Origin of the sequence: Campylobacter sp. BCW_4323, from assembly GCF_001763115.1 — a bacterium.
Lineage (GTDB): Bacteria > Campylobacterota > Campylobacteria > Campylobacterales > Campylobacteraceae > Campylobacter_D > Campylobacter_D jejuni.
The window spans coordinates 55,982-73,549 of sequence record NZ_MJYC01000027.1; the positions used below are offsets into that span (position 1 = coordinate 55,982).

21 protein-coding genes and 2 pseudogenes are annotated in these 17,568 nt (G+C 29.4%); 21 read left to right on the top strand and 2 right to left on the bottom strand.

Annotation, left to right across the window (positions count from 1 at the left end; all coding sequences use genetic code 11):
- The first annotated feature begins 9 nt into the window (after positions 1-9).
- From mqnP to AJN60_RS01480, 21 genes are all read left to right on the top strand, one after another.
- A complete protein-coding gene (mqnP, locus tag AJN60_RS01380; protein ID WP_070285738.1) occupies positions 10-894 on the top strand; it encodes a menaquinone biosynthesis prenyltransferase MqnP in 885 nt (294 codons plus the stop codon).
- Complete coding sequence (locus tag AJN60_RS01385; RefSeq protein ID WP_070285739.1) at positions 885-1,382, top strand: hypothetical protein; 498 nt, start codon at positions 885-887, stop codon at positions 1,380-1,382. Before mqnP ends, AJN60_RS01385 begins: the two co-directional genes overlap by 10 nt.
- Positions 1,379-1,894 (top strand): hypothetical protein, encoded by a 516-nt coding sequence (locus AJN60_RS01390; RefSeq protein WP_070285740.1) that lies wholly within the window; start codon positions 1,379-1,381, stop codon positions 1,892-1,894. Before AJN60_RS01385 ends, AJN60_RS01390 begins: the two co-directional genes overlap by 4 nt.
- Positions 1,895-1,906: 12 nt before the next feature.
- Positions 1,907-2,869 carry a GTP 3',8-cyclase MoaA gene (moaA, locus tag AJN60_RS01395; protein WP_044779785.1) on the top strand — a complete coding sequence of 321 codons (963 nt, stop codon included), beginning with the start codon at positions 1,907-1,909 and terminating at the stop codon, positions 2,867-2,869.
- Positions 2,870-2,871: 2 nt separating this feature from the next.
- Positions 2,872-3,615, top strand: coding sequence for a 7-carboxy-7-deazaguanine synthase QueE (locus AJN60_RS01400; protein ID WP_070285741.1), 744 nt, complete (start codon positions 2,872-2,874; stop codon positions 3,613-3,615).
- Positions 3,612-4,193 (top strand): 6-pyruvoyl trahydropterin synthase family protein, encoded by a 582-nt coding sequence (locus AJN60_RS01405; RefSeq protein WP_002854192.1) that lies wholly within the window; start codon positions 3,612-3,614, stop codon positions 4,191-4,193. Before AJN60_RS01400 ends, AJN60_RS01405 begins: the two co-directional genes overlap by 4 nt.
- The gene (locus tag AJN60_RS01410) at positions 4,193-4,618 is read left to right on the top strand and encodes a c-type cytochrome (RefSeq protein WP_002871514.1); all 426 of its coding nucleotides are present in this window, start codon (positions 4,193-4,195) and stop codon (positions 4,616-4,618) included. The genes AJN60_RS01405 and AJN60_RS01410 overlap by 1 nt, the downstream gene beginning before the upstream one ends.
- Positions 4,618-5,025: a hypothetical protein gene (locus AJN60_RS01415; protein ID WP_070285742.1), complete on the top strand. Its 408-nt coding sequence runs from the start codon at positions 4,618-4,620 to the stop codon at positions 5,023-5,025. Before AJN60_RS01410 ends, AJN60_RS01415 begins: the two co-directional genes overlap by 1 nt.
- A 1-nt stretch (position 5,026) precedes the next feature.
- Positions 5,027-5,683 (top strand): 16S rRNA (uracil(1498)-N(3))-methyltransferase, encoded by a 657-nt coding sequence (locus tag AJN60_RS01420; RefSeq protein ID WP_070285743.1) that lies wholly within the window; start codon positions 5,027-5,029, stop codon positions 5,681-5,683.
- 78 nt (positions 5,684-5,761) lie between these two features.
- A complete protein-coding gene (gene rpmE, locus AJN60_RS01425) occupies positions 5,762-5,962 on the top strand; it encodes a 50S ribosomal protein L31 (RefSeq protein ID WP_002860977.1) in 201 nt (66 codons plus the stop codon).
- Between the two features lie 2 nt (positions 5,963-5,964).
- On the top strand, positions 5,965-6,789 hold the full coding sequence (rsmI, locus tag AJN60_RS01430) for a 16S rRNA (cytidine(1402)-2'-O)-methyltransferase (protein WP_044779787.1): 825 nt from the start codon (positions 5,965-5,967) through the stop codon (positions 6,787-6,789).
- Positions 6,790-6,802: 13 nt separating this feature from the next.
- A complete protein-coding gene (rlmB, locus tag AJN60_RS01435; RefSeq protein WP_044779788.1) occupies positions 6,803-7,486 on the top strand; it encodes a 23S rRNA (guanosine(2251)-2'-O)-methyltransferase RlmB in 684 nt (227 codons plus the stop codon).
- On the top strand, positions 7,479-8,417 hold the full coding sequence (locus AJN60_RS01440) for a hypothetical protein (protein WP_070285744.1): 939 nt from the start codon (positions 7,479-7,481) through the stop codon (positions 8,415-8,417). The genes rlmB and AJN60_RS01440 overlap by 8 nt, the downstream gene beginning before the upstream one ends.
- Positions 8,411-9,217, top strand: a complete 807-nt coding sequence (locus AJN60_RS01445) for a hypothetical protein (protein WP_070243038.1) — start codon at positions 8,411-8,413, stop codon at positions 9,215-9,217. The genes AJN60_RS01440 and AJN60_RS01445 overlap by 7 nt, the downstream gene beginning before the upstream one ends.
- An 11-nt stretch (positions 9,218-9,228) precedes the next feature.
- Entirely contained in the window at positions 9,229-10,431 is a 1,203-nt protein-coding gene (locus AJN60_RS01450; protein WP_044778706.1) for an LL-diaminopimelate aminotransferase, read from the top strand.
- 3 nt (positions 10,432-10,434) lie between these two features.
- Complete coding sequence (locus AJN60_RS01455) at positions 10,435-11,682, top strand: homoserine dehydrogenase (protein ID WP_044778705.1); 1,248 nt, start codon at positions 10,435-10,437, stop codon at positions 11,680-11,682.
- Positions 11,682-12,020, top strand: coding sequence for a YraN family protein (locus tag AJN60_RS01460; protein WP_070285745.1), 339 nt, complete (start codon positions 11,682-11,684; stop codon positions 12,018-12,020). The genes AJN60_RS01455 and AJN60_RS01460 overlap by 1 nt, the downstream gene beginning before the upstream one ends.
- A gap of 56 nt (positions 12,021-12,076) precedes the next feature.
- The gene (gene trxA / locus AJN60_RS01465) at positions 12,077-12,391 is read left to right on the top strand and encodes a thioredoxin (protein WP_002778629.1); all 315 of its coding nucleotides are present in this window, start codon (positions 12,077-12,079) and stop codon (positions 12,389-12,391) included.
- A gap of 133 nt (positions 12,392-12,524) precedes the next feature.
- Positions 12,525-13,463 (top strand): thioredoxin-disulfide reductase, encoded by a 939-nt coding sequence (trxB, locus tag AJN60_RS01470; protein WP_070239757.1) that lies wholly within the window; start codon positions 12,525-12,527, stop codon positions 13,461-13,463.
- A gap of 169 nt (positions 13,464-13,632) precedes the next feature.
- Positions 13,633-14,349 (top strand): gluconate 2-dehydrogenase subunit 3 family protein, encoded by a 717-nt coding sequence (locus AJN60_RS01475; protein ID WP_070277576.1) that lies wholly within the window; start codon positions 13,633-13,635, stop codon positions 14,347-14,349.
- A gap of 10 nt (positions 14,350-14,359) precedes the next feature.
- On the top strand, positions 14,360-16,075 hold the full coding sequence (locus tag AJN60_RS01480; protein ID WP_070285746.1) for a GMC family oxidoreductase: 1,716 nt from the start codon (positions 14,360-14,362) through the stop codon (positions 16,073-16,075).
- A gap of 147 nt (positions 16,076-16,222) precedes the next feature.
- Here the strand turns inward: AJN60_RS01480 and AJN60_RS01485 are convergent.
- Together AJN60_RS01485 and AJN60_RS10130 are read right to left on the bottom strand one after the other, a co-directional pair.
- A pseudogene (locus AJN60_RS01485) lies at positions 16,223-17,365 on the bottom strand (PhoX family protein); the annotation flags it as partial.
- A 133-nt stretch (positions 17,366-17,498) separates the two neighbouring features.
- Positions 17,499-17,568: pseudogene (locus AJN60_RS10130) on the bottom strand (methyl-accepting chemotaxis protein); the annotation flags it as partial.

A 17,568-nucleotide genomic window follows, 5' to 3' on the forward strand; every position in this document is an offset into this window, starting at 1 on the left:
AGTAGAAAAATGAACACATTCTGGATAAAATTTAAAGATATTTTAGAACTTGTAGTATTTAAGCATTCTATTTTTGCTTTACCTTTTTTATTTTCCTCTATGATTGTAGCATCAAAACTTGCAAATGACACTGCTTGGTTTGGTTTTAAGGCATTGATTTTAGGCATTATTTGTGCGGTAAGTGCAAGAAATTTTGCCATGGCTACAAATCGTTTAATGGATGAAGATATAGATAAGAATAATCCTCGTTGTGTAAATCGCCCTAATGTCAGTGGAAAAATAGGTAGAAAAAGCGTATGGATTTTTATCATTATTAATGCACTTATTTTTATATCATGTTCTTATTTTATTAATACCTTGGCCTTTTATTTGTCTTTTCCTGTGCTTTTTGTATTGGCTATTTATTCAGCTTTTAAACGCTTTAGTTCTTTAGCACATTTAGTTTTAGGATTTTGTTTAGGACTTGCACCTATTGCAGGAAGTGTTATAATTATGGGTGAAATTCACATTTATAGCGTTATTTTATGTTTAGGTGTAACTTTTTGGACAGCTGGGTTTGATCTGCTTTATTCTTTACAAGATATGGAGTATGATAAAAAAATAGGACTTCACTCTATTCCTGCTAAATTTGGTTCAAAGGCTACTTTATTTATATCAGCTTTTTGTCATATTTTAGCAGTATTATTTTGGCTTCTTTTTGTGTGGGAAGTTTGGGGCGTAGCACTTGGAAAAATAGCACTTATTGGAGTAATTATAAGTGGTATTATTTTAGTCTTGGAACATAAAATTGTTCACAAGAATTTTGCTCATATTGATAGAGCATTTTTCACTCTAAATGGTTATTTAAGTATTATCTTTTTTATTTTTATTTGGATTGATTTATTATGGAATTAACACTTTTTAAAGCAGGATTTGAAGCTCATTTAGAATGTTGTGAAATAGAAAATAACCGTTTTCTTGGAGAATACCTAAAACTTGGAGCAATTTCTCAAATTTTAAAATGGAAAAAACTTGCTTCACGCATTGATTTTGATGAGGGTGAAAAAATTATTTTTGATCTTCTTTTAAGCCTAAAAGAAGATATTTTAAGACTTGAAAATTCTTTAGATAAAAATAAAGAACTTATACCACTTAAGCAAAAAGGGGTAGTAGAATCTTTAAATTTTGAATATCTAAATTTTTTGGATACTATTTTAGAAGAAGATAAAGAATATTATTTAAGATTTGATTTAAATAATCAAAGAATAGCTATTTTTATCAAAGCTCAAAGTCAAACATTGGCAAAAATTATCAAAATTAAGCCTGAAGACAAAATGGCTTTTGATGCTTTTGTTGTTGAAATTCAAAGAAATATGATAAGAAATAAGAAAGGCCAAGAATGAGTGATGATGTACTTTATTTAGTTTTTATAATTGTGCTTTTAATTGCAATGCTAGCCTATATGAATATCAAAGAAAGAGAAAATAATGCAAAAATAGCAAAACTTCAAAATGTGATAGAAGATATTACCAAAGAACTTCATTATTTTCGTAAAGAATTAGGAGTTAAAGATGATAGCGAAGAGGAAGAAGACTATAAAACCTCTCTTTTAAAAGAAGAAATTATGATTGAACTTGATAAACAAATCAGTTCAAAAATCACTCCTGTTTTAAGAACACTAAAAACTATGGAACATATCATAGAAGATTTTCAAAATGAACAACAAAATCGTCTTTTAAATTTGGAACAAAAAGCACAAAGCATGGCTAAACTTACACCAAATTACGATACAGAAGAACAAAAAATAGAAAATCTTTTCAAAGAAGGAAAAAGCATAGAACAAATCGCCAAAGATTTACGCATTGGCACTGGAAATGTAGAACTTGTCTTAAAATTTAAGAAATTAATAAAATAGAATGGAAAATAAATGCTTATAGATCAATTCGGTAGAAAGATAAATTATCTTAGAATTTCAGTTACACAAAGATGTAACTTTCGCTGCCTTTATTGTATGCCAAAAATTCCTTTTGATTATCAGCCAAAAGAAAATTTATTAAGCTTCGAAGAACTTTTTTTATTTGTTAAAGCAGCTATAGACGAAGGAATTGAAAAAATCCGTATAACAGGTGGGGAACCTTTATTAAGAAAAGATTTAAGTATTTTTATAAAAATGATTAGCGATTATAAAAGCGATATTGACCTTGCTATAACTACAAATGGATTTTTACTAAAAGACTTTGCTAAAGACCTAAAAAATGCCGGACTTAAACGACTTAATATTTCACTTGATACCCTAGATCACAAAAAAGCAAAAACTCTTGCACAAAAAGATGTATTAGATAGTGTTTTATCTGGAATTGATGAAGCTTTAAATCTAGATTTGAAAGTAAAACTTAATACTGTAGCTCTTAAAAATTTAAACGATGATGAACTGATATCTCTTTTGGAATTTGCAAAATCAAAAAAAGCTCAAATTCGCTTTATAGAATTTATGGAAAATACTCATGCTTATGGTAAATTACAAGGATTAAAAAGAGATGAAATTATACAAATTTTAAGTCAAAAATATCAAATTCAACTTATAAAAAAAGATGAAAAAGCACCTGTGAGTATTTACAAGGCAGATGATTATGAATTCGGAATTATAGATCCTCATAGCCATGAATTTTGCGATTCTTGCAATCGCATACGCTTAAGTGCTGAAGGCTTGTTAATACCTTGCCTTTATTTTGATGAAGCATTAAGTATAAAAGAAGCGGTTCGAAAAGGTGATATTAAAGCCGCTGTAGAAATATTACAAGAAGTATTAAGAAATAAACCAGAAAAAAATAAATGGAGTGTTGTTGATAATAAAACCTCATCTCGTGCTTTTTATCAAACTGGAGGTTAATTTTGCAACTTGTTGAAAGTTTCTTAAGTATTCAAGGAGAAGGTAAATATAATGGAAAATTAGCTATTTTTATGCGTTTTGCTGGCTGTAATTTCAACTGTTTAGGTTTTAATGTAAAAATATCAAAAAACAATAAAACTCTCATCGGATGTGACACGATAAGAGCTGTTTTCACAAAAGATTTTAAAGAAAGTTATGAAACTTTAAATGCTAATGAACTTTTAAAAAGAGTGATAAAATTAAAACAAGGCTTTAATCCTATAGTTGTTATCACAGGTGGAGAACCATTAATCCATTATGAAAATCCTGAATTTATAGAATTTATCCAAATATTATTAAAAAATAAATTCGAAATACACTTTGAAAGCAATGGAAGCATAGAAATTGATTTTGATAGATATCCTTTTTACAAAGAATGTATTTTTGCTTTAAGCGTTAAACTCCAAAATAGCGGGATAAAAAAAGATAAACGATTAAATTTTAAAGCTTTAAAAGCATTTAAAAATTACGCAAAAGATAGTTTTTATAAATTTGTTTTAGATGTCAATACCCTTGATAATTCATTTTTAGAAATCAATGAAATTCTAAAAGAAGCTCCAAATCAAATTTTTTGTATGCCTATGGGTGAAAATGAGCAAAATCTTAAAAAAAATGCTCAAAAAATTGCTGAATTTTGTATTAAGAATGGTTATAATTATTCTGATAGAATTCATATTCGTCTTTGGAACAATAAAGAGGGTGTATGATTATAAGAAAATTATTTGAATTTGAAAACGCACACATTGTTAGGTTTTGTTCTTCTAAGCGTTGCAAAAGTAGCATTCATGGACATTCTTACAAAGTTGAAGTTTTACTTGAAAGCAAATATTTAGATAATGCTGGAATGGTCTATGATTTTGGACTTTTAAAAACCTATATACGCCAAATTATTGATAGTTTTGATCATGCTATCACTCTTTTTAAATATGATGACGCAAAATATTTAGAAGAAATGAAAAAATATTCAAGTCGTTGGATTTGCCTGCCTGTTAATGTAAGTGCTGAAAATTTTTGTCGTGTATTTTTCATACTTATAGATGCTTTATTAAAACAAACAAAAATGATAAATGGAGAACAAGGAGTGACTTTACAAAGCATCATTGTTCATGAAACAAGAACAGGCTATGCACAAGGTTTTAGAGAAGATGCCTATAGTGAGCTAATGCCAAAAATTTCACTTCAAGACATAGAATTTTCCAATGGCATTAAAGCAGAATGGAATGATATAGATTTTTATAACAAATTAAAAAATGAAGAAATTTTTATAAATCCAAAGGAGATTTAATGCAAAAAGCTAAAATTTTAATTGCCTTAAGTTTTTTTTTATTAGTTTTATCTGCCTGTTCTAATGATGAAAAAAATATTTCCAAGACTCAAAATACAGATCAAGAAGTAGTTCAAATAGAACAAAACGATGAAAAAACAGAATTAAGCGACTCCAACCTGCCTTTACCTGTAGATGATGAAGCACAAAGTTCAGATGATGAACATGAAGCCAATCCTACTATTATCAACTCTTTATATAAACAAAAATGTGCCACTTGTCATGGAGAAAGAGGGGAATTAAAACCTAAAAACAGCACGGCCATTAAAACCTTGGGTAATAAAATTTTTATACAAAAAATAAAAACGATAAAAGATAAAAACCATAGTTTTTTAAGTGATGAACAAATTCAAAATTTAGCTGATTTTATAAACAAAGGAAAATAATGGATCAAAGTTACGAATTCTTTTTAGCTTTACATCTTTATAGTCTTTATGCGAGCGGTTTTTTAATGCTTTTTTATCTTATACTAACACAAGGAAATTTTAAAACCGAATTCATTTTTATTCGCAGAATACGATTATTTTTACCAATTTATTATTTATTTTTAGCTTTGATTATTTTTACAGGTTGTTTGTTATCAGCAATGAAACAATTTCAAATGAATGTCAATATCCGGGTAATGATTTTTTCTTGGATCTTAATTTTTGCCTTAGCAATTTTTCACTTTGTTTGTTTCAAAAAAGCAAGAAGATTTAGAAAATATGCCACTTTTAGATGGATTAGTTGTTTGATTTTACCTTTTGAAATTTTTTTATTGTTTTTGCCTTTTTTAATAGAAAGATATCTATAAAATGCAATTTTTGTATAACAAGCAAGCTGGAGAAGAGTTTATACAACTTCAAGGAGAAAATTTTAATCATTTAAAAGTAAGAAGAGTAAAGGAAAATTCGGAGCTAAATCTTAGAAATTTACAAGATAATTTTCTTTACAACTATACAATCACAAATTTAACAAGAAATTCTTGCACTTTAAAATTTTTAAACAAAAAATCACAAAATATAAAACAAAGTGAATTAAACTTAGCCTTAGCCATTATAGATATTAAAATTTTAGAAAAAACTCTACCTTTCTTAAATGAACTTGGAGTAAAAAAATTACATTTGGTTTTTACAAATTTTTCACAAAGAAATTTTAAAATCGATTTAGAAAGATTTGAAAAAATCATTATTTCTTCTTGTGAACAATGCGGTAGAAATACTAAAATGGATTTAATTATCCACCAAAGCACTCAAGAATTTGTTCAAAAATTTCCAAATGCAATTATGGTTGATTTTCAAGGAGAACAACAAAGTCATTTCGATGAAAAAGAATTGTATTTTATAGGTCCTGAAGGTGGATTTAGCAATGATGAGAGATTGTTGTTTAACCGGAAAACCTCTCTTAAAAGCTCTAATATTCTAAAAAGTCAAACAGCTATTATAGCTATAGCTTCAAAAATTTTGCTTTAAATTTTCTTAAATTAATCTCTTTTTTATGTTAAATAATTTATAATCACGGCTTATTGTTTTAATTTTTAAGGAAAACTAATGAAAAAAGAAATTCACCCAGAATATGTAGAATGCAAAGTAAGTTGTGCTTGTGGAAATACTTTTACAACAAAGTCAAACAAAGCAGAATTAAAAGTAGATATTTGTTCAAACTGCCATCCTTTTTTTACAGGTAGTGAAAAAATTGTAGATGCTGCAGGTCGTGTAGAGAAATTTAAGAAAAAATACGCAATGCAATAATTATGCTTTATTTTATTCCTACTCCCATAGGAAATTTAAGCGATATTTCTTTTAGAGCCTTAGAACTTTTAAAGACTTGCAATCTTGTATTTTGCGAAGATACGAGAGTAAGTAAGTCTTTGATTTCATTATTAAATGCAAAATTTCACACTGATATACATATTTCTAAATTTATAGCCTTACACTCCCATAATGAAAAAGAGGTTTTAGCAAGTATTGATTTAAAAATATTTGAAAAAAATGTAGCTTATTTAAGCGATGCAGGAATGCCAGGGATTAGTGACCCTGGCAAGGCTTTGGTAGAATTTGCACAAGAAAATAATATCGCCTATGAAATTTTACCAGGTGCAAATGCAGCCTTAGTTGCTCTTGTAAGCTCGGCATTTTGTCAAAAAGAATTTATCTTTATCGGTTTTTTAGCCAATAAAGGCAAAGAAAGACAAAAAGATATAGAAAAAATTTTAAACTTTCCTTATCCAAGTATTATTTACGAATCCCCCAAGCGTATTTTATCTTTGATAGAACAAATTATGATTCTAGACAGCCAAAGAGAAATTTTTTTGATTAAAGAAATCAGTAAAAAATTTGAAAATAAATTTAAAGGCAATGCCAAAGAGCTTTTTGAAATTTTAAAAAAGTCTAATTTAAACGGCGAATGGGTTGTAGTACTGCAATCAAAAGAACAAAATTTTTTGCAAAATACTCTTTGTGAAAAAGATATTATGGATTTAGAGCTGCCTTTAAAAGCAAAAGCAAAATTATTATCAAAGTTCAATGGAAAAAATGCAAAAGAAATTTATCAAAAACTGCTTTTAAGTCAAGATTAGGTAAAATTTTAATATGATAGTTTATGGGAAGCAAATATTTTTTTATATTTTAGAATATCATAAAGACTGTATCAATGAGCTTTATTTAGCAAAAGAATGTGATAAAACTACTTTTTCCAAAATCGCAAAATCAGGTTTTAAAATCAAAAAACTTGATTTTAAAACTGCTCAAGCTTATGCGAAAGGTGGAAACCATCAAGGTTTTTTGCTAGATATTAAAGAAAGTTCTTTTGCGAATTTAAATGAGGTCAAAAAAAATGATTTTATTGTTATGCTTTATGGAATTAGTGATGTAGGAAATATAGGGGCTATCACGCGTACAGCTTATGCTTTAGGGGTTGGAGCTTTAATTTTTATTGGTGAAAAATTAGCCATGGAAGGAGTAATTCGCACAAGCAGCGGAGCGGCTCTTGATTTACCTATTGTGATAAGCAACGATGCTTTAAGTGTAATAAATGAACTAAAACAAGTGGGTTTTTATTTTTATGCGAGCGATGGCTCGGGAAAAGAAATTCACAGTGTAAAAATAAGCAATGGTAAAAAAGTTTTAGTTTTGGGGAGTGAGGGTTTTGGTTTAAGCTCTAAAATTGTAAAAAAATGCGATGAATGTGTGGGCATTGCGATGAAAAATAATTTTGATAGTCTTAATGTCAGCGCTGCTTTTGCAATACTTTGTGATAGGATGTTAAATGCTTAATTGGAAAAAAATACAAGAATTAAATTTAAAAGAAGTTGCAGCAAAAACGCAAATTGAACTTGATTTTCTTGAAGCTTTAGCAGAAAAGAATTTTGCTGTTTTAAGTCGTTTTAATGTTAAAGGTTTTGTTAAAATTTTAAGCAGAGAATACGAACTCGACTTTAGTGATTTTAACGAAGAGTATGAAGCTTATCTTAGCGAAAACAATCCTACTCCACAAACAAAATCAAAAATGATAACCCCAAAACTAGATGCTTATAGTCAAAAATCCTCTAATGCTTGGCCTTCTTTGATTGTTCTTATTGTTTTAGTGATCATAGGAAGTGGAATTTATTATTTTGATACACTTAAAACTTTTTTCAAAGATGAACAAAATAGTACTAGTACAACAGTTATAGATATCATAGGACAAGCACAAGAAAATTTAAAATCTTTAGGTGGAAATAATGTTGTTGTTATAGACAACAATAAAGCACAAGAAACAAATAAAACAGAGAGCGTTTTACCAATCCAAAACATCTCATTACAAGAAAATGATAAAAACATAAGCATAGAAAATAATATCAGTGAAAATAACACAACCTTACTTGATGAAGAAAAAAATACCCAAATCCAAGAAGACATAAATACACCAAAAACTGATTCTTTAAAAGAAGCACATTTTAAAACCTCTACCAAGATTTGGATAGGTTTGATAGATTTAAAAAGCCTTAAAAAAACAAGCTTTGTTAAAGAAAAAGATTTTAATATTTCTTTAGATAAAGATCAGTTAATTTTAACAGGAGCTGCAGCTTTAACAATGTTTGATCAAGAAAATAAAGAACAAAAATTTCCTGCAGGAATTTCAAAACGTTTCTTGATTAAAGACGGAAAAATTACAAGTATTTCAGCTGCTGAATTTGCAAAATTAAATAAAGGTAAAGAATGGTAAAAAAAATTATTATTCTTACTCTTTATGTTAATATATCTTTTGCAATCTCAAGTCTTGATTTGGCAAAAAATTTAGTAAACAATCCTAGTAAAAATTCTCAACTAGAATTATTATTTTCAAATAATTCTTACATAGATAATAATGGAAATTGTGATATTGCAAAAATATCTCAAATATTAAAAACCAATTCTTTAATTGCCTTAACACTATCAAATCCTCAAACTCTGAGGCTAAATTTTAAAGCAAAAGCTGATGAAGTTATGTTTTTTAAAATTTTATCCGATGTTTTAACAGATGCCGGATATATATATTTTATCCCTACAGATTTGATTTTAAGAGAAGGAAATATTGACTATACCATACAAGTAGAATCTCAATATATTTTAGATCCTGGAACGCTTTACAATCTCTTAAAAGAAAATTCTGTCTATATAGATAATATTAAGCGTATTGGGGCATATGATTATGAATATGATTTAAATTTTTCCAATGCTGTATTAAAAACCAATACAAATGTTAATTTAAATACTCCAAAATCATTAGAAAAGCCCCTTAAAGACTATGTGCTTGATTTAAAAAATGCTACAAATTTGATTATTGATGCAAATGATTTAGACAATTGGTTTCCTAAAATCTTCTTTTTAGATAAAAATCTAAATCTAATTAAAGCAGTAAAAAGCGAAAATAAAAATAATCATTTTTCAGAACTTATTCCAAATGGTGCTATATATGCTATTGTAAGCGATATGTATAGTTTAGATAATATACGCAGGGGTTTAAAAATCACACTTAAAAAATAAAGGATTAAGAAATGTTTGATGAAATCCGTTTTAATACCATAGAAAGACTTCCAAATTATGTTTTCGCAGAGGTAAATGCGATAAAAATGGCAGCAAGACGTGCCGGAGAGGATATCATCGACTTTTCAATGGGAAATCCCGATGGTAAAACTCCACAACACATTATAGATAAACTTTGTGAAAGTGCTAACAAAGATAAAACCTCGGGATATTCTACTTCCATGGGGATTTATAAACTTCGCTTAGCAATTTGTAATTGGTATAAAAGAAAATATAATGTCAATTTAGATCCTGAAAATGAAGTTGTAGCTACCATGGGTTCAAAAGAGGGTTTTGTAAATCTTGCAAGATCGATTATAAATCCTGGAGATGTTGCTATTGTGCCAACTCCTGCTTATCCTATACATACTCAAGCTTTTATTATAGCAGGAGGTAATGTAGCAAAAATGCCTTTAGCTTATAATGAAAAATTTGAGCTTGATGAAAATCAATTTTTTGAAAATTTACATAAAACTTTAAATGAAAGCATCCCGCGTCCAAAATATGTCGTTGTTAATTTCCCGCATAATCCAACAACAGTAACTTGTGAAAAAAGTTTTTATGAAAGATTGATAGCAACAGCAAAAAAAGAAAGATTTTATATTATTTCAGATATTGCATATGCAGATTTAACTTATGATGGCTATAAAACTCCTTCTATTTTGGAAATTGAAGGTGCAAAAGATGTAGCGGTAGAAACTTACACTCTTTCAAAATCTTACAATATGGCAGGCTGGCGTGTAGGTTTTGTAGTAGGAAATAAACGCTTAGTCAGTGCGCTTAAAAAAATAAAATCTTGGTTTGATTATGGTATGTATACACCTATTCAAGTAGCAGCTACCATAGCTTTAGATGGAGATCAAACTTGTGTGGATGAAATCCGTGCAACTTATGATAAAAGAATGCGCATTTTACTTGAAGCTTTTGAAAATGCAGGCTGGAAACTTCAAAAACCAAGAGCAAGTATGTTTGTTTGGGTAAAACTCCCTGAAAGCAAAAGACATTTAAAAAGTTTAGAATTTTCAAAGCAACTTTTACAGCGTGCTAGTGTTGCAGTAAGTCCTGGGGTAGGTTTTGGCGAAGCAGGTGATGAGTATGTAAGAATTGCTTTAATTGAAAATGAAAATCGCATACGCCAAGCTGCACGCAATATCAAAAAATATTTAAAAGAGTAAGTTATGAAAGTAGCAATTCTTGGTTATGGCACTGTTGGAAGTGCAGTGGTTAAATTTCTTTTAGAAAACAATAAACTTATTCGTGCGAGATGTGGGCAAAGCATAACTCCTGTGATCGCTCTTGCTAGAAGTCCTAAAAAAAACGCTTTAATTCCAATTACTCATAGCGTTGAAGAAATTTTAAATGCTGATGTAGATGTTTTTGTGGAGTTAATGGGTGGAGTGGATGAAGCTTTTAAAATAGTGAGTGAAATTTTAAAAAAGAAAAAAGCTGTTGTTACTGCAAATAAAGCTATGCTTGCTTATCATCGTTATGAACTTGAAAATTTGGCTAAAAATTTAGCCTTTGGTTATGAAGCAAGTGTGGCTGGAGGAATTCCTATTATAAAGGTTTTAAAAGAAGGTTTAAGTGCAAATAATATTTTGGCTATAAAAGGGATTTTAAATGGTACGAGTAATTATATTTTAAGTTCTATGAGTCAAAAAAATATGAGTTTTAAACAAGCCTTACAAATAGCTCAAAATTTAGGCTATGCAGAAGCTGATCCAACTTTTGACATAGAAGGACAAGATGCAGCTCATAAACTGCTTGTTTTATCAAGTATCGCTTATAATCTTAAAGCTAAACCTGAAGATATTTTGATCGAGGGTATTAGCGAAATTGCGCCTGAAGACATGTATTTTGCTAATGAGTTTGAATTTACCATAAAACTTTTAGGTATAGCCAAGGTGCGTGAAGATAAAGTAGAATTAAGAGTGCATCCTACTATGATAGATAAAGAAAAAATGCTTGCAAAAGTCGATGGAGTGATGAATGCTATAAGTATTAATGGAGATTTGTTGGGTGAAAGTTTGTATTATGGAGCAGGAGCAGGAGGAGAGGCCACTGCAAGTGCTGTGATTTCAGATCTTATGGATATAGCAAGAGATCAGGTAAAAGCACCAATGCTTGGTTTTGTGAATACTTTAGAATACGAGCTTTTAAGCAAAGATGAAATTTATACAAAATATTATTTAAGGGTGAAAGTTGAAGATAAAATAGGGGTTTTATCTAAAATCACACAATTGATGAGTGAAAATAATATTTCTATCGATAGTTTTTTACAAAAACCTAAAAAAAATGATGAAAATTACAGTACTTTATTTTTTACTACGCATTTAACTTATGAAAAAAGCATACAAAATTTGCTTGAAATTTTACGCAAACAAGATTTTATAAAAACCAAGCCTTTTATGATGCGTATAGAATAATGGGTGTAAAAGCTTATTTAGATGGAATTTTAGGTGAAGATAAGGCTTGTAAATTTTTAAAAAAACAAGGCTTTGAAATTTTAAAAAGAAATTTCCATTCTAAATTTGGGGAAATTGATATAATAGCCCAAAAAGATGAAATTTTACATTTTATAGAGGTTAAATTTACTCAAAATAATTATGAAGTTTCCGAGCGTTTAGATAGAAAAAAAATTGAAAAAATTTTAAAAACTATAGAATTTTATCATCTTAAAAATGGAATTTCATCGGATTTTCAAATTGATCTGATTTGCATTAAAAATGATGTGATACAATTTTGCGAAAATATAAGTTTTTAAGCTGATATTTAAAAAAATAAAATACAATTAGACAAAAATTAAAGAAAGGAAAAATTATGGGAAAATATATTGAATTAACAAGTGATAATTTTGCTCAAGCAAAAGAAGGTGTAGCTTTAGTTGATTTTTGGGCTCCATGGTGCGGACCTTGTAGAATGCTTGCTCCAGTTATTGATGAACTTGCAAATGACTTTGATGGTAAAGCTAAAATTTGCAAAGTAAATACAGATGAACAAGGTGATTTAGCAGCTGAATTTGGTGTTCGCTCTATTCCTACGCTTATTTTCTTTAAAAATGGTGAAGTTGTAGATCAACTCGTTGGTGCACAATCTAAACAAGCAATTAGCGATAAACTAAATTCTTTACTATAAACTAAAGGCTAGTATAACTAGCCTTCTTCTTAAAAATTTCAAATTTATACTAAATAATAATTTTTATTAACTACTATTAAGAATAATTTTTATATCATTATTAATAATAAAATTCAATATAAAGGAAATATAAATGTTAGATGTAGCAATCATAGGTGGAGGTCCTGCTGGACTTAGTGCCGGACTTTATGCAACTAGAGGTGGTCTTAAGAATGTAGTATTGTTTGAAAAAGGTATGCCTGGTGGACAAATTACCTCAAGTTCTGAAATAGAAAATTATCCAGGTGTAGCCCAAGTTATGGATGGAATTTCTTTTATGGCTCCTTGGAATGAACAATGTATGCGTTTTGGTTTAAAACATGAAATGGTTGGAGTAGAACAAATTTTAAAAAATAGCGATGGAAGTTTTACCATCAAATTAGAAGGTGGCAAAACAGAACTTGCTAAAGCTGTGATAGTTTGTACAGGTTCAGCTCCAAAAAGAGCAGGTTTTAAAGGCGAAGATGAATTTTTTGGAAAAGGTGTAAGCACTTGTGCAACTTGTGATGGATTTTTTTATAAAAATAAAGAAGTTGCAGTTTTAGGTGGTGGAGATACGGCTTTAGAAGAAGCTTTGTATCTAGCAAATATTTGTTCTAAGGTTTATCTTATCCACCGCAGAGATGAGTTTAGAGCAGCTCCATCTACAGTAGAAAAAGTTAAGAAAAATGAAAAAATAGAACTCATTACTAGTGCAAGTGTAGATGAAGTATATGGTGATAAAATGGGTGTTACTGGTGTAAAAGTAAAATTAAAAGATGGTAGTATTAGAGATTTAAATGTTCCAGGAATTTTTACTTTTGTTGGTCTTAATGTAAGAAATGAAATTTTAAAACAAGACGATGGTAAGTTTTTATGCAATATGGAAGAAGGTGGGCAAGTAAGTGTTGATCTTAAAATGCAAACTAGTGTTGCTGGACTTTTTGCCGCAGGAGATCTTAGAAAAGATGCACCTAAGCAAGTGATTTGTGCTGCAGGTGATGGAGCTGTAGCTGCATTAAGTGCTATGGCTTATATAGAAAGCTTGCATTGATTTTTTCTTATTATAGGCTAGAATTCCTAGCCTAAATCTTTATATCAATACTCCTTAAAAATATAAAATATTTTTTCATAACGTTTTATAAATATTATTAAATATAATTTAAATTATACTTAATTTTGTTACATAATTACACATTTAAAAAAATAAGGAAGGAATAAACATGGACAAAAAACAAAGTCGCAGAAATTTTCTTAAAGCCTCATCTTTGTTTGCTTTAGTAGGTGCTAGCGCACCAAGTATGGTTTTTGCTCATACGCACAATCAAAACAATTTGAATTCTACTCAAAATTATCGTGCTAGAATTTTTTTTAATAATTCTGCACAACTTGATATTCTGAGTGAAGCAGTAGAAAGAATTTTTCCCGAAGATGATTTAGGACCAGGTGCTAAAAAATTAGGTGTAGCTATTTTTATAGATAATGAACTTGCAGGAAATTACGGAAGTGGAGCAAAAGATTATCGCTTTGGACCTTTTATACAAGGAAAGAAAAATCAAGGTTATCAATATCCTTTAACTAGAGCCGAACTTTTTAAAATGGGGGTAAATGCTTTAGATGAAGAAGCAAAACTTCGTTATAAAAAAAGCTTTATAGAACTTAATGCGAAACAAAAAGATGAAGTCTTAAGAGCTTTTGAACAAGATAAAACAAAGGTTTCTTTTGGAGATAAGATAAAAGCAAGCGATTTTTTTACAGAATTAAGAAGCATGACTATAGCAGGAGTTTATGCTGATCCAATTTATGGCGGCAATGCAAATATGCATGCTTGGCGCATGAAAAAATTCCCAGGAGCTCAAATGACTTACGCAGCTCAAGTTTTAGATGGAGATAAATTTGAAGTGATAGAGCCTATTTCTTTGGCTGATATGTCACATTAAAGGAATACAAATGGCAAAAATACTTAAAAAAACAGATGTTGTTGTTATAGGTTTAGGCTGGAGTTCTTCTATTGTTGCAAATGAATGCGCTAAAGCAGGGATTAAAGTTGTCGCCTTAGAAAGGGGTGGACATCAAGATACTTCGGATTTTTTGGGTGCGCATGATGAGTATAAATATGTAAATAATGCTGCAATGAAACAAGATTTAAGTAAAGAAAGTATATGTGTTAGGAATAATGATAATGAAATTGCTTTACCAATGAGAAAAAATTATGCTTTTGATGTCGGTAATAATGTTGGTGGAGCAGGAGTTCATTGGAATGGTATGAGTTATCGTTTTCTACCTTATGACTTTCAAATAAAATCTTTAACAGAAGAAAAATATGGCAAAAATAAAGTTTCTAAAGAATACACTATTCAAGATTGGGGTGTAAACTATGATGAAATGGAACCTTACTACGACAAAGCTGAAAAAATGATGGGAGTTTCTGGAGAAGATAAAAGTCCTTTCTCAGGAAAAAGAAAAAATTCTTATCCAAATCCTCCTTTAGAAAAAACAACTATGTTAAAAAAATTTGATGAAGCAACCAAAAAACTTGGATATCATCCTTGCATGGTTCCTGCTTCAAACTCATCTCAAACTTATACAAATCCTGATAAACAAAGCTTGGGAGCATGTCAATATTGTGCTTTTTGTGAGCATTTTGGCTGTGAATATGGTGCAAAAGCTTCTCCTATAGTAACAACTATACCTTCAGCTTTAGCAACTAAAAACTTAGATATTAAAACGCATGCTAATGTTTTAGAAATTTTGCATAAAAATGGTAAAGCTACAGGGGTAAAATTTATCAATACTTTAACTTTAGAAGAATTTATCCAGCCTGCAGAAGTGGTTATGCTAGGCTCTTATGTTTTCAACAATGCTAAACTTTTAATGGTTTCTAATATAGGCGAAATTTATAATCCAAAAACAGGCAAAGGAACTTTAGGAAAAAATTATAGTTATCAAATCACACCTAGTGTTAATGGTTTTTTCAAAGATCCATTTAATTCTTATCTTGGATCTGGGGCACTTTGCAATTGGATAGATGATTTTAACGGGGATAATTTCGATCATTCTAAACTTGATTTTATTCATGGAGCAAGCTTTAGAATTTCCCAAAATGGAGCAAGACCTATAGCATCAAATCCAATTAAACCGGGCACACCTTCATGGGGAGCCGAATTTAAAAAAGCTTCTATTTATAATTATACTCGATTTACTTATATTGGAGCTCAGGGTGCATCTATTCCTTATATAGGTAATTATTTATCCCTTGATCCAACTTATAAAGATGCTTATGGACTACCACTTATCCGCGTAACCTATAATTTTACCAAACAAGATAAAAATCTTTATAATTTTATGCTTCCAAAACTAAAAAGCATCATGCAAGAAATGGGAGCGCAAAATATTTACACTTCGCCAAAATTAGGAGATTATGGAGTAGTTTCAAATGGTTGGTATACTTCTACCCATATTGCTGGCGGAACTATAATGGGTACAGATAAAAACACAAGTGTAGTTAATCCTTATTTACAACATTGGGATGTTAATAATCTTTTTGTCGTAGGTGCAGGAAATTTTCCACATAATCCAGGCTACAACCCTACCTTAACCTTAAATGCTTTAGCCTATCGTGCTAGCGAAGCTATTATAAAATATTTAAAAACTGGTAATTGCTAATGCAATAATTAAATTCCAAGCCTTAAGCTTGGAATTTATTAGCTTCCTATCACTCCACCATCAAGTTTTCTTATCATCATCACACCAGATCTTGGTTGTTTTTCCATAAGGAAAAGTACTACCTTTCAAACCTTCTCTTGGGTGTTGTATGCCTACAAACATTGTAGCATAATCCTCACTAAAAGCAATCCCTGTTAATTCACAAGCAATAAACCCTGTTAAAAAGCGTCTGATTTCCCCTGTTTTTGGATTTGCTACATTAGGTTCTTGGTAATTTTTATTATTTGTTAGTGTTGCAAATACTTCTTTAGAATCACTTTTGTTTATGGCTTGCTATCCATTTTCCCTATCTTTTAAAATCTCCCACTTTACCATTAAACTGTCCTATATATAAAATGCTTTCATCTAATAATTTTGCTATATTGGCACCTTTTTTGTATTTGTGTTTACTAATAAATTTAAAAATAACTCGTCATTCACCCATATAAACCCGTCTTTTTTACGATAATTCCTATATTTACATGTTTAAACATCCTAAAGAAGTTCTTTTAAAGCATATTTTTATATTAAAAAGATTGATTTCGTCGATATTTTTAGCTAAATCAAATATTTCATCAAAATTCTAAATTTTCATCTAAACTTCAAAAAATCGTCAAAATTTTCTTCACAGGTGATATAAGTTCCCTAAGGTATTTGTCCATTTGCATAATTTGCAAAAGTTCCATGAATAAATTTTTCATTTTTTAAAACTTCTTTTTTAGCTGCTCATTTACTTGCATTTTAGTGTTTACATCGATTCTGCAGTTATACTTAGAGTCTAAAAACAGTCCAATCATCATCTTTTTTTCGATTTCTAAGATACTCACACCCACACTGGATTGATCATATAAAACATCTTCTTTGCTTAAATTTTTGCTATGGATGATTAAATATAATTTCAGGATTTATATATTCATTATTAACGGCTAAAATTGCTCTATTTTTTGAAAGTGGAAAAAACTCATACCATCATCGTTATCTCTAAAAAACCAAATGAGCATTTTAACTACATTTATATCGATGATTTTTTCATCATAAGGTTTTGCTTTGCTAAAAAGTGGATCATCTCAAGAAATTAAAACCCTTGCTTCATAACCTTGTGGTGCTATAACTTTATCTTGTGTGCTTGCATCAACAACTTTAAAACCTAGAAAATCCTTATCCTTAAGCATAGCAGCACTTAAATTTGAACTTAAAAAAAGCCACCATAGAACCTAAAGCTAAACCTTTTAAAAACAATATTCTTTCCATTTATTTTTACTCCATATTAAAATTTAAAACAATGGAAATATAAAAATATTTGGAAACTTTTTAGAAATTTTGATGAAAATTTAAATCGAAGGAAAAATTTATACCTAGTTTTTCACTAGGTATAAATGACTAATTAAAATCTCTTCTTCTTAACATCTTCTAAGATATTATTAGCTATATCACTTACTGTACTAGAAATAATA

Excerpts from the sequence above, each read along its gene's own strand:
- AJN60_RS01480 (WP_070285746.1), top strand. The coding sequence starts at position 14,360 with ATGGCAAAAATACTTAAAAAAACAGATGTTGTTGTTATAGGTTTAGGC.
- AJN60_RS01385 (WP_070285739.1), top strand. The coding sequence starts at position 885 with ATGGAATTAACACTTTTTAAAGCAGGATTTGAAGCTCATTTAGAATGT.
- AJN60_RS01455 (WP_044778705.1), top strand. The coding sequence starts at position 10,435 with ATGAAAGTAGCAATTCTTGGTTATGGCACTGTTGGAAGTGCAGTGGTT.
- moaA (WP_044779785.1), top strand. The coding sequence starts at position 1,907 with ATGCTTATAGATCAATTCGGTAGAAAGATAAATTATCTTAGAATTTCA.
- AJN60_RS01440 (WP_070285744.1), top strand. The coding sequence starts at position 7,479 with ATGCTTAATTGGAAAAAAATACAAGAATTAAATTTAAAAGAAGTTGCA.
- trxA (WP_002778629.1), top strand. The coding sequence starts at position 12,077 with ATGGGAAAATATATTGAATTAACAAGTGATAATTTTGCTCAAGCAAAA.
- AJN60_RS01420 (WP_070285743.1), top strand. The coding sequence starts at position 5,027 with ATGCAATTTTTGTATAACAAGCAAGCTGGAGAAGAGTTTATACAACTT.
- AJN60_RS01405 (WP_002854192.1), top strand. The coding sequence starts at position 3,612 with ATGATTATAAGAAAATTATTTGAATTTGAAAACGCACACATTGTTAGG.
- AJN60_RS01445 (WP_070243038.1), top strand. The coding sequence starts at position 8,411 with ATGGTAAAAAAAATTATTATTCTTACTCTTTATGTTAATATATCTTTT.
- trxB (WP_070239757.1), top strand. The coding sequence starts at position 12,525 with ATGTTAGATGTAGCAATCATAGGTGGAGGTCCTGCTGGACTTAGTGCC.
- rpmE (WP_002860977.1), top strand. The coding sequence starts at position 5,762 with ATGAAAAAAGAAATTCACCCAGAATATGTAGAATGCAAAGTAAGTTGT.
- AJN60_RS01390 (WP_070285740.1), top strand. The coding sequence starts at position 1,379 with ATGAGTGATGATGTACTTTATTTAGTTTTTATAATTGTGCTTTTAATT.
- rsmI (WP_044779787.1), top strand. The coding sequence starts at position 5,965 with ATGCTTTATTTTATTCCTACTCCCATAGGAAATTTAAGCGATATTTCT.
- AJN60_RS01450 (WP_044778706.1), top strand. The coding sequence starts at position 9,229 with ATGTTTGATGAAATCCGTTTTAATACCATAGAAAGACTTCCAAATTAT.
- AJN60_RS01410 (WP_002871514.1), top strand. The coding sequence starts at position 4,193 with ATGCAAAAAGCTAAAATTTTAATTGCCTTAAGTTTTTTTTTATTAGTT.
- AJN60_RS01475 (WP_070277576.1), top strand. The coding sequence starts at position 13,633 with ATGGACAAAAAACAAAGTCGCAGAAATTTTCTTAAAGCCTCATCTTTG.
- mqnP (WP_070285738.1), top strand. The coding sequence starts at position 10 with ATGAACACATTCTGGATAAAATTTAAAGATATTTTAGAACTTGTAGTA.
- rlmB (WP_044779788.1), top strand. The coding sequence starts at position 6,803 with ATGATAGTTTATGGGAAGCAAATATTTTTTTATATTTTAGAATATCAT.
- AJN60_RS01460 (WP_070285745.1), top strand. The coding sequence starts at position 11,682 with ATGGGTGTAAAAGCTTATTTAGATGGAATTTTAGGTGAAGATAAGGCT.
- AJN60_RS01415 (WP_070285742.1), top strand. The coding sequence starts at position 4,618 with ATGGATCAAAGTTACGAATTCTTTTTAGCTTTACATCTTTATAGTCTT.